11 protein-coding genes and 1 tRNA gene are annotated in these 11,536 nt (G+C 34.8%); 3 read left to right on the plus strand and 9 right to left on the minus strand.

The features are described 5' to 3' along the window. Positions 1 to 51 precede the first annotated feature (51 nt). Positions 52 to 1,650, minus strand: a complete 1,599-nt coding sequence (locus tag ACJ5GX_RS04760; RefSeq protein WP_052264833.1) for an ABC transporter permease — start codon at positions 1,648 to 1,650, stop codon at positions 52 to 54. A gap of 130 nt (positions 1,651 to 1,780) precedes the next feature. Between ACJ5GX_RS04760 and trhO the strand changes: the two genes are divergently transcribed. Continuing rightward, the gene (trhO, locus tag ACJ5GX_RS04765; RefSeq protein ID WP_012481894.1) at positions 1,781 to 2,626 is read left to right on the plus strand and encodes an oxygen-dependent tRNA uridine(34) hydroxylase TrhO; all 846 of its coding nucleotides are present in this window, start codon (positions 1,781 to 1,783) and stop codon (positions 2,624 to 2,626) included. Here trhO and ACJ5GX_RS04770 read toward each other — a convergent pair. Next, complete coding sequence (locus tag ACJ5GX_RS04770) at positions 2,623 to 3,003, minus strand: hypothetical protein (protein ID WP_096097218.1); 381 nt, start codon at positions 3,001 to 3,003, stop codon at positions 2,623 to 2,625. The genes trhO and ACJ5GX_RS04770 overlap by 4 nt on opposite strands. Before the next feature lie 138 nt (positions 3,004 to 3,141). Between ACJ5GX_RS04770 and ACJ5GX_RS04775 the strand changes: the two genes are divergently transcribed. Next, entirely contained in the window at positions 3,142 to 3,300 is a 159-nt protein-coding gene (locus tag ACJ5GX_RS04775; protein WP_019236727.1) for a type II toxin-antitoxin system RelE family toxin, read from the plus strand. Positions 3,301 to 3,587: 287 nt separating this feature from the next. On the opposite strand, the gene ACJ5GX_RS04780 is transcribed toward ACJ5GX_RS04775, so the two are convergent. From ACJ5GX_RS04780 to ACJ5GX_RS04810, 7 genes are all read right to left on the minus strand, one after another. Beyond that, entirely contained in the window at positions 3,588 to 3,872 is a 285-nt protein-coding gene (locus ACJ5GX_RS04780) for a type II toxin-antitoxin system RelE family toxin (protein ID WP_019236726.1), read from the minus strand. Then, a complete protein-coding gene (locus ACJ5GX_RS04785) occupies positions 3,853 to 4,062 on the minus strand; it encodes a DUF6290 family protein (RefSeq protein WP_007302130.1) in 210 nt (69 codons plus the stop codon). The genes ACJ5GX_RS04780 and ACJ5GX_RS04785 overlap by 20 nt, the downstream gene beginning before the upstream one ends. A 354-nt stretch (positions 4,063 to 4,416) precedes the next feature. Further along, positions 4,417 to 4,503: transfer RNA gene (locus ACJ5GX_RS04790), tRNA-Ser, on the minus strand. Positions 4,504 to 4,534: 31 nt separating this feature from the next. Continuing rightward, positions 4,535 to 5,323 carry a phage/gene transfer agent baseplate hub protein gene (locus tag ACJ5GX_RS04795; protein ID WP_096097216.1) on the minus strand — a complete coding sequence of 263 codons (789 nt, stop codon included), beginning with the start codon at positions 5,321 to 5,323 and terminating at the stop codon, positions 4,535 to 4,537. Positions 5,324 to 5,360: 37 nt separating this feature from the next. After that, entirely contained in the window at positions 5,361 to 5,639 is a 279-nt protein-coding gene (locus tag ACJ5GX_RS04800) for a type II toxin-antitoxin system RelE/ParE family toxin (RefSeq protein ID WP_127463812.1), read from the minus strand. Continuing rightward, positions 5,636 to 5,860 carry a ParD-like family protein gene (locus ACJ5GX_RS04805; protein ID WP_226079579.1) on the minus strand — a complete coding sequence of 75 codons (225 nt, stop codon included), beginning with the start codon at positions 5,858 to 5,860 and terminating at the stop codon, positions 5,636 to 5,638. The genes ACJ5GX_RS04800 and ACJ5GX_RS04805 overlap by 4 nt, the downstream gene beginning before the upstream one ends. Before the next feature lie 119 nt (positions 5,861 to 5,979). Continuing rightward, complete coding sequence (locus tag ACJ5GX_RS04810; protein WP_096097212.1) at positions 5,980 to 8,019, minus strand: WD0745 family porin; 2,040 nt, start codon at positions 8,017 to 8,019, stop codon at positions 5,980 to 5,982. 331 nt (positions 8,020 to 8,350) lie between these two features. Here ACJ5GX_RS04810 and ACJ5GX_RS04815 point away from each other — a divergent pair, with 331 nt between their 5' ends. Further along, positions 8,351 to 9,583 (plus strand): lipase family protein, encoded by a 1,233-nt coding sequence (locus tag ACJ5GX_RS04815; protein WP_495292754.1) that lies wholly within the window; start codon positions 8,351 to 8,353, stop codon positions 9,581 to 9,583. The last annotated feature ends 1,953 nt before the right edge of the window (positions 9,584 to 11,536 follow it).

The raw sequence follows: 11,536 nt of genomic DNA on the forward strand, positions 1-11,536 counted from the left end.
CTTTTTTCGTCTATCTTATTTTGTTACTCTGCTGAACAGATGCAAAATAGTTTATTTTTGATTCTTATCATCAAGTGTGAATAAGATTATTGTAGAGGTTAAACCTATAATAACTATCATTAACGAAAATGGGGCAGCTTCTCTGTAACGCTCATCGCTGACAAGTTCATATATTCTAGTTGATATAGTTTCAAAATTAAATGGTCTGATAATTAGTGTTGCCGTGAGTTCTTTTACCGTATCCATAAACACGAGCAGAAATCCCGATAGTATGCTTTTCTTGATAAGGGGAATATGAATATTCAGGCACGTGGAAATAGGCCCATGACCCATAGTATATGCAGTCCATTCAATTTCATTTGGTGTTTTTTTGAGTCCCGACTCTATTGCTTTGAAAGATATAGCAAAAAAACGAAATAAATATGAGTAAACTAATGCACCAATAGTTCCTACCAAGCTAATTTCTACAATATATTGAGTAATGAAAGAAGATATTCTGCTTAAAAACATTATTATGCTAATTGCAATAATTGCATTTGGAATTGCATATCCAAGAGAAATTAGACGTGCTATATTGCTTATTAGCTTATTTTTACGTGCTGTATATCCAATAATTATTGCAATGCTGATCGAGATTAGCGCGGTAATAAATGATAAACTAATACTGTTTGTTATTATATTGTAAAATCTTGCTTCGTATATGAAAAAGCCTTTCTCTATGCTCCAATATATAAGTGGAATCATTGGTAAAATAAAGCCTATTAATATCGGCAATAAACACATAAGATAAGAAAAGATCAACGATATAGAACCGTTTATACTACGTTTATTGTGATAATCTGCATTAGTATTGATTGAAGAGTAAGATATTTCTCTTTTTTGTAGTTTTTTCTCGATAACTATTAGTGTTGCAACGAAAATCAGTTCTGCAACTGCCAAAACAGTAGTTGAATATTTGTCATGAAGTAAAAACCAAGTACGGTATATTCCTGTCGTGAAAGTATCGATAGCAAGAAACTGTGGTGTGCCGAAATCTGTAATTACTTCCATCAGTACCAAGGATAACCCAGCTATAATTGATGGACGTATGGAGGGTATGATGACAGAAAACAGACTCTGTAATGAGGAGAACCCAAGTGTTGATGCAATAGTGACTGAGTTACTAACGCTCTTTAGACTTGAGCGGACCAACATATAAACGTATGGATATAGACTAAATCCCATTACTAATATTCCACCACCTAGGGATTTGATCTCGGGAAACCAATAGTCACCTTTGCCCAATTGAAAAGTATCTCTTAACAAGCTCTGAATCGGACCTGAAAACTCTAGCGTATTTACATAAACAAACGATACTATATATCCAGGAATTGATATCGGAAAGAATAAGGCAATCTCAAAAATTCTACTTCCGGGAAACGAAAAAAATGTAGTAAGCCAAGCTGGAATTACTCCAAATATAAAGGATATTAACCCTACTCCTACCATCAAAATCAACGTATTGAGTATATATTCAGGAAAAAGTCTACTAATTACCCATCCAGAGTTTGCTGATTCTGTAAATAGAATCGATATTAACGATAGTATAGGGCAGACAAATAATACACTTACTAAAAACAAGAATATATTTTTAAATACTCTCAGAAACATTAACTTGAATCTATATTTGATATTAAAATGTTATATGCAAAAACTAAAGATATCCAGTAATTAACAGCCGTCCTATTGAATATCTTCATAATTTTATATATTATGTTTTAAATCGATAAACTAATTAATTATGAGTTTTGTCATTGCAACTTTCTATCATTTTGTAAAACTCTCTAATTATTATGACATGAAAGATGAAATAAAAGTTGCATGCGACAATGTCGAATTAAAGGGTACTATACTCCTTGCAGAAGAGGGTATTAATGCAACCGTATCTGGTGAAAGAAACGCGATTGATAAAATATTCGATTTTCTACGTTCTGATTATAGACTAAGGGACCTTACATGGAAAGAGAGTGCAGCAGAATATCAACCATTTAGTAAGATGAAAGTGAGATTAAAAAGAGAAATTGTGAATCTTGGTGTAAGTAATCTCGATACTTCCGTTAGAGGTCAGTACATTGATCCAGATTATTGGGATGATTTTATCTCTCAACCTGATGTTTTAGTGATAGACACACGAAATGATTACGAAGTAAAACTAGGCAAGTTTAAAAATGCAATCAATCCACATACTCAGCGTTTTCGAGATTTTCCTCAGTGGGCAGAGTCTTTCTCTGAGAGTAAAGATCTGAAAGTGGCTATGTACTGCACTGGTGGAATCAGATGCGAGAAATCTACAGCATATATGAAAAGCCTTGGATTTAACGATGTTTATCACCTTAAAGGCGGTATTCTTTCCTACCTTGAAAAAACTCACAACAAAAGTGGTAATTGGGAAGGCGAGTGTTTTGTTTTTGATGATAGAATTGCTGTTGATCACTCACTCGCCCCAAGTGATAAAATAAAATGCATATTCTGCTCAAGTAAAGTTTCAACTGATGAGCTGAAATCAGTTCCACGTGGCCAGGTAGTTTGCTCTGATTGTAAATCTTTAAGTATTGAAAGAAAGCTAGAATTCAATACGAACCTCTAAGAAAATCTGCTTATTGCACACTTACTAACCTCAATTTTATCAAGACATTTACCTACGACATAGCCCGCTCCAGCTCCAAGTAACGCACCAACTATAGCAAATGCAATCAACACTACACCAGAACCGCCAATAAGAGCTAAAGTTTCTTGCCATAAACAACATGCTGCAACTAGACCAGCAGCTAAACCAATTCCTGCACCTCTGCACCTAAGTTTCATGTTATTAACACTAGTATAATGACTTCCAAAACCAAATTCTTTGATATCTTTTCTTTTTTCTATAAAATTGATAAGCTCCTGTATTTCTTTGTTATTTGTGTTGCTACGCAAATCATATAAATTTATAACGCCATCCTTTACATATTTTTCAAAATTCATTTTATTTTTCCATACTATTAGAATATATTTTTATTACACTTAATGTCTTAATAGTTGGTAAATTCCCATATAAGAATAAGTAGATAATCTTACCACTATAGGTGGGACTAAAGCGCGATAAGATTAAATTCCTGAAAAATGTTGGTAAGAAGAGCTTTTCCAAAAACAATAAAGTTAAGAGTTGAAGAGATAGTAAAAGAGCGACTTACAGTTAATCCAATTGATTTTGGTGAATCGTTTTGTTACAAACTCAAAGGATACAGAAGACTGAGAACTGGCGATTATCGTATCATGTAAATGCTGCAAAGTATGAAGTGTTTCAATAAAACACAGAAAAGACATTTATGAATCCTAGATTAATATCCTTCCAGTATTAACTTACTGTAACCTTTCCGGTTGATCCACTGCGATTCTTTGCAACGTTTATCTCTAATCCGTTATTAGCATCGATTTTATAGTCTGTAGAATAGTAAAATTATAGGGGTATAGTCAAAAAATGAGTTATTTTTGAGCTGAGCAAAGCCACCTAAGGTGAAGAGGAAAGAGGTCTGTATAATGAAATATACAATGCTTATAGGAAGGTTCTAACTTTTATAGATGTATTCTCTATGCTCTATTGCAGTAATTATTACTGTACGTTCTAATTTACTTATCCTATAAACCAAACGATAATCACCAGATCGTATTCTACGATGTCCTTTGAACTCACCGAGCAAGGGATCTCCTGCCTTCTCAGGAGAAAGTGTAAGACGCTCTTTTACGATTTCTTTTACCCTTGACCATATTGTCTTTGGAAGATTTTGAATGTCTTTGTGAACTACATTTTCCTCATAGCAGATTAAATACTTATCACCAGTTGATGTCTTCATGCCTGATGAATTTTGCATTTCGAGTGTCACGTTGAATAGCAAGTTTGGCTATTGCCATATCTTCTTCATTTTCAATTGCTTCTTGTATAAACTGCTCTGCTAGCTCTTGAGCTGATTGATTCTTTACTTTAGCTAAACGAGTAAGGTTTTTTAAAACTTTTTCACTAATGTTAATACTTGAATCAGCCATAAGTTTTACCGAAATCTACTGCATAATTATACAACATTTTCCTAAAATTTTCAATAAAGAATTGTATTGACGGATTATGGTAGATTGAGTATATACTAGTATTAGATTTTAGGGAGAAATGACACAGACGTATTGCAAGACATCATTAGGAATAAGGAAGGTATGCTGGCTACTGGATGTATTTCTATGATAACAACTACTCTTCATCATCAAAAATCAAGAAGGCTCTGCAACTTGATAACTCTATTCTTTTATTGACGTAGATGACTCTGAAAAATTGCGGAGCTGAAGTGCTATGGTTATTACGGTTTAAGAACAAAACGGAAAATCCTATGTTACACTAGAAATAATGTGCGGAAAAGGGGGGATTCGAACCCCCGACATATTTTCATATGTGCACGCTTTCCAAGCGTGTGCTTTAGACCGCTCAGCCACCTTTCCATACTTATTCATAATATTAAAAATTATGCTGCTAAACAACTGGTATATATGGTTCGCCACGGAAATTCACAGTATTGTTAAACTTGTTTTTGCACGTTAAAAACGCTTTATCACAACCTGCAAGTATCGAATATTTATCTCCGGTAGAAATTTGATATGGAGGAGAAGCAAATAATGTAACTACTTTATTTTTGTATTCTTTAACTACAACTTCAAATGTTGCTGAACTAAACACTCCGTGCTTATAATATCCATCACTTTCGATTAAATTAGTGTCTTCAAATCTTCTTTCATCTATCACTTTAGTAATTGTGCTCATTCTACTAAACTTTTTAGCATCAGCTTTACATCTATCATCGCAAAATTGTGCCCTGCATACAGGAGAATATAGCTCTGTTATGCTTCTCTCAAGCTTTGTCGCAAGACCTCTAATTTCAGCGATAAACCTCCCACTATTTAATGTTACTTTACCAAAAGTTCCTGCATGCAAATTCATAATTCCCTGACTCAAATCTTTATAATTCACAAGAAATATTTCAATATTTGCAAAGTCATACCTTCCTGATAAAACATCTTTTTCTTTAATATCAGCACTATTTAATATTCCTTCAATTTCTAAATTATCAGTTCTCAAATCGCTATTTAATATTATACTGCTGGCTATAAAACCGCTTGAAGATTTATAGAATACATTATTGAGATTTAAATCTTCATCATAGTCAGTAAATCCCATTACTTCTCCACTTACAAGTGTTAATTTCCAGCAAGTAGCGATGGTAAGTAATTCTCCAGCTAAATGGTTTTTTAATTTGGTTTGCATAGTTGCCTCTTATAAATAATGGCATACCTGCATTTAGCTACACTTGTTTTTTCAAATCTCTATAAAAATTTTCGTGTGGAGCAAATGCAAGAAGTGTTAATATGTTATTTTGTTCGTTGTGAATATAGGCTAATAATGTCAGTTGATTAAAAATAGAGAATTTATACACGCGAACACCTGCAAGATCGCCTGACTTTAGCTCTCCAATATATGGGTTACCTTGAATTTGTTTGATGGCTTCTTCAAGTTTGGGTAGTTGATTATTGTGCAGCTTCTTCATTGACCGCTTAAAAGTGTTGGTGAGAAGAATCTTCAAAATTTTGTGGACTTATACTCCTCAACATTACCTGACTTGATATCCTCAATGCCTGAAAGGATTTCTTTGATGATGTTATAGCTGAGCTCAGGGTTATCTTCAACAATCTGACCAATCTTAGCCCAATGCTCGATTTGTTGCGGTACAGAACGATTTTGCAATATGGAATGAGACTGCACTATTTTCTCGAACTCCCCATCAAGATTTACTGTTATACTCATTAGATTATTACTTCCTAGTTTTAGCTATTATATCATATATTGGAAATTTTTTCAACATTTTGAAAGTGCATAGTGAAAACACACACCACATTCAAGCTGTGGTGTGTATTATTAAATAACTAGAAAGAAAACTTCACACCAGTGAGGAGAAGAACTCCTTTGTTAGAAGGTATCTTATCCTTATTTTTATCTTCCAGTGCACCTTTTTCATCAGTTGTAAAGTAGTGAAGAGCTGCATAAGGAACAAATTTGCTTTTATTGCAAGAAGATAGATCATACTGAACACCAAGTGCAACATCATGAAGCATATCTTTATCACTCATTCTGCTACCAAAGTATGTCACGCTTGTGTAGATGTTATCATATTGATAACCAGCACCTGCAGTCCAATACATGGTATTGTTATCATTAAATTGCTTTAAGCCATTTTTTCTAGCAATATCAGTAGTCTCTTTATATTCTTTTGAAGCAAGGTCGAGTTCCTTGATACTCTTAGGTTGACCAGATTTGCCTAAATATGCAAAAGAAGCAGCGAATTTTACACTTTGATCTTCATCAATCTTATAATCAGCGCTTGCACCCAAATTAATGCCTGCCAGATTATTGTATTCTATGAACTCGTTATAAAGGTGCTTATCTTTACTCGGTTGCTTTGAAAACCCATATTCACCAACTACGGAAGTTTTAACTTTTACATTATGTTTACTAAAGTCATATTCATATGATGCACCAGCGCTTATTATATGCTGGTAATCTGGTCCAACATGTCTTAACGTTTCCTTATGCTTTACCTCATCTTGCTTTTGAGCATTTTTAGAAAGAACTGAATCTATTTCTTTTACAACGGATAAACCACTATCGTAGCGAGGTGAGTAGCTAAGACCAAATCTTGCACCCATATAATTCGGCGAGTAGTAAGCAGCTCTAAATGGCAATGTGGTCATAACCTCTTTGTTGTATTTTCCTGCCATACGGAAGGAGAGTTTTTCGCTCTCGCTCGAGAAGCTTTCAGTGTAAAGACGTGGTGTTACGTAAAATGGGAAGTTTGCAGCACTTCCTTCTAAGTTTACTTTTCTGAACCAGTCACTATCTGCAGCTCCATCAACAGTTGCAATTCTTGTTGCATCAAGTCTCATCAGAGACTCAGGACCAAACTGATAACCAAGTTTCAGATCACCATATTTTGAATTCAAAAACACATGTGCACTTCTACCTCTTGCAGCATTCACGCCTTGTGAAGCTCCTTTACCTTCAGTAACTGGAACATGGAATTGTACATCGGCACCATAACGAAGACCAATATCCTCATTTTTATTTTCAGCTCTTAAGTGCAATATTGCATCTGAAATCATGCCCATGTTTTCACTGTAATCACCAATATTCCCTATCCCTTTAGGAAATATTGGATTTGCTCCTTTTATACTATCTGGAGTATTGTTAAAATAATCTGTAGATTTACCTGGCATAACATTATAATGGTTATAGCCACTTAGCCCATGGTTACCATAACCTTGAGAATCAACAACGCCACCGAAAGTTATTCTTAAACCATCCCCTTGATTGGTATTGATAATATCAACCCCACCAACTGAAACAACAGGACTTGCCTTACCTTTTTCCTCTGTATTGCTGTTAACAACTTTTACATCCTTTTTTATATCTTTAGCTTCAATTTTAGCATTCTTAGTTTTAGAACCCTTAATTTTTGACTTTTCTACATTAGAATTTTTAGTGCTTAGAGCTTTCGCCTTTGAATCCTCTATAAGCTTTGCTTTTTTCTCTTTTGCTAGCCTAATTTCATCTTTTTTCTTTTGTTTTGCTACTAATTTTAACTCTTCTTTTTTCTTCTTTTGTTCAGCTGCTAATTTTAACTCCTCTTTTTTCTTCTGCTCAGCTGCTAATCTTAGTTCTTCTTTTTTCTTAAGCTCCTCGGCTTTTTTTCTTGGATCAGCATTACATATCCTGTCCATTTTTTCTTTTAGTTTCTTATTTGACGTCTTCATCACTTCCATCTTTCCAGAAGTTTTGATTGACTCGTTACTCTCTTGCTTTTTTACTTCCTTCATACTCTCGTCAGAAAAGTCAGCAGCAAAGCCACTGAAAGAACATAAAGTCAATAGAGAAGCTAGAGCAGTTCTAGTATAAATAGATTTTTTCATGAAGTGCCCCCAAAAAATTTTAAAATCATAACATAAATAGTATAAAGGTGTTGAAAATCCAACTTAAAGCAACCTTATAGCGAAAATAAAGGTAAAATGCAATACTTTAAAAGCAACTTTCTTAATACGCTCAACGTGTATATTAACCAAAATTTAGTACAGAGGTTTGCTTGTTAGTGTATTATAACTCTATACTTATTCTATGGAAGTAAAATTTACTCAAAGTAAAAGCATAAAAAGATTAAATTATTAATATAAATTGTTGACAATAATATTAATTTGTATTATAGTTGGTAGATTATTGTTTTATTTTTGATAGATTGGGGTACTTATGGATTTTAGTTTTTTACGCAATTGGTTTAGCACTACAGGTGCTGCTACAGGCTCAGAGCCAGGTAATACTGAACAGCCAGACTCTATTTCAGTAGATGATGGCAAATACGAGATGAAAGAATATGACGATGAATTTGAGATCATTGAAGATTATGAATTTATAAATCGTGCTGATCCAAATGAGCCATGTTCTTTACCTTCTGACTATAAAATAGATGAAAGTATTGTAAAAATTGCAGGATTTGATAGAGAGAAATTATTAGAAATGGGTAATTTCTGCAAGATAAGCTATGGCGATGATGATGGTAAATTAAGTAAAAAAAGATGTAACAACCTAGCTCAAAGAGTATACAAAACTGAATTTGAAATTGTAGAAGATTTTGAAATTGTTCCATCTACTGAAAAAATGTATAAAACTAGAGCTGAACTCATCAGCGAAGGTTATGAAATTATTCCATTTGGTAATAGCTTTGAAAAAGATGCTGGTCACGTTTTTATAAAAGGTAAAGAAATAACAATAGCCTACCATGGTACTCGTCTGAGCCAGAGTTTTAATGATGGAATTACTGATATAAATGTACTTTTTGCTACTTCGGAATTTTTACCTGAAGGTGGAAGAATTCATTGTGGTTTCTATAATTCATTTATGGATTCATGGCCTAATCTGTATGGCATTTTGAAATCTCATGCTGAAAAACAGGGATCAGAAATCAAGGATTTTAAAATTAATCTCACAGGTCACAGTATGGGAGGAGCTATTGCTAAGATAGCTGCTTTATGCCTCAATAAAACAGAAGGAGCTGAAGATGTTCATGTTGCAACTTTTGGTGATCCACGAGTTTTTGATCTTACTGCTAGTGAATTTTATAATGATGTTCTTCAAGAAAAAACCATTAGAGTAACTCAACATAGACAAGACCCAGTACCAGCGGTATCACCTGGTATTTGTGGTTATGCTCATGTAGGTGCACAATTGAGAATATCAGTACCTGAAGGATATTTTGTTCATCAAATAGATGGTTATCATGAAGCCATTAAAATAATGGATGAAAAAGATTTCCGATCGATCGTCTTTGTCTATGGTCACATAGAAGTGGTCATAGATAGCGATAAATCTTCTGGCCGGTGTTCTTTGATTTATGTGAAAAATGAGCGTAAATTTGAGGTTAGGTTGGGCAAGGGCGGGCCTTCAAAGGCGCAGGCCACTCACCTCGGCTATTATGTAACGTAATGTTTAATAGTCTTTAAATATGAGGCACTCGTCTTCTTTTGGGGCATCGGTATTTCCGGGATGTAAAACAATATTAATCATTAAATATAATAAGTAAGTTCAAAAAAAGCTATACTGTATGAATAATTGTTAAAAAATATTGAGTTTTAAAAACATGTAGAGATAAGCAATGCAAACATGAATGAACATTAAAACAAATTATTGTACTACATTGTTTTTTTATCACAAATGCGTCTGTTATAGACGGAAAACAAGCATTTTTGAAGTTCTGCTCATTTCTTTCCAAACATGTAGCTATTCCCAAGCTGTCAATTACATACTTCATGCATATACATCTGCCTATTGTAGTCCACTGCTGGACGTAGGCCTCCCCCATGGTACGCCATAGGGTACGATCGATCGCGAGCGGGCGTATAGCGGGTTTTCTTTTACGAGAGGAAAATGTAGTGGAAACGGAAAGTTTGGGAGGAAACAATAGGAGGGTAGGTATAGACAGTAAGATAAACGAAAAGGTTAGCTGAGGTTTCCGGTACATGGGAAGATAAATGTTAGGCATATTTTGAAACCGAAATAAAGGCAGACTAAGGAATAATTTATTACTCGTAGATGACCTTAAACTCCAACTAATGCATGTCGAGTCTATGAAGCAAAAAAAAAAACTCTGTTCTAAGCTGAGCTATTAACTTCCACAAGGCGCTGCTGTATGGGTAACACTACATTATTTAGGTTATTTGCAGAAGGTTTGACATTTACATTGCTGCTAGTACAACACTGTTTTAAACTTTCGCGGTCACAAATAATGCTCCATACATTCATTTATTTATTTTCTCATGGCTCATGCAACTGGACCGAAATATCGCGGTCATTTATCAAAAATAATCTATCGTTATAAGAATCCCGTTACAATTTGACGATCGATGATGTGACGCAGTGGTGGTGCGACTGCCTGTGATGCAAAGGTTCTGGGTTCGATTTTTGGTGGGGCACTCACAAAGTTGATAGTAATCACTTTGTTATTTTGTTCCCTGTCTGGTTAGGACATTTGCAGGCTGAACGACTTGATTGTCAGGAAAGAAAGATGATCCCGTACTTCGGTGGGCACGTTAAGCCGCCGGTCCCGGTTGCTGTCTATGATTACTTAGATGGCATACTAGTATTAGTACCTAGGCGGTTGTAAAACTCTGACACCAGGGTTCATCGGGTCGTTGGACGACTTGGTATCCCACACGAAAGAAGAAGAACAATTTGAGACATTATATACGTGCTCTACTATGCTATGAAAGAAAATAAACTTACTACTATAAGCAAGACAAACCCCAACTATGACGGCAGGGATTCAACACAATGAGCGGATTGCACAGTTCCCGTCGATGCCATCATTTCTTTTATATTTTTTCATCAATGTCACATGTGACGCCGGAATGTCATTTTCATGCGACGGAGAAAAAAATGTTTATTAAGACGGCGTTTTCCCCGCGATATTACAATATCCACTAGTGAAATATGGAAAGCGATTTTTTACGAGAAAATAACAAGGTGTATATAGCTTAGATTAAAAGTCGCGCCTACTACGAGAGGGTTGAGCGTCTTATTAAATTTTTGTTTCTAATGGCTGTCGCAGATGCTTTATCGTGCATTTTTCAAAGTTTATGAGGAAAAGTTACCCCGTTTTCGGATTTGTTTACTTTGATAAATAATAACAACAAAATATCACAGTCACACACATCAAGAAGATATTATAACAACAATTTAAATTCTGCAGTATTGTTGCTATTTATTGCATAAGAAGGCACCAATACGCTATAGGTACAACCTAATTCTGCAGAGTAGGGATAATTCCTTCGTACAGCAGTGCGGCACGGCACCGCAACGCAACAAATAATATGTAGAGTTAGGCGTTGCGGTGGCGTAACGGTCTGCGCCAATCGCCGCTAGAATTTCGCCGGTCTTAAG

Source organism: Wolbachia endosymbiont of Tuta absoluta, assembly GCF_059414725.1.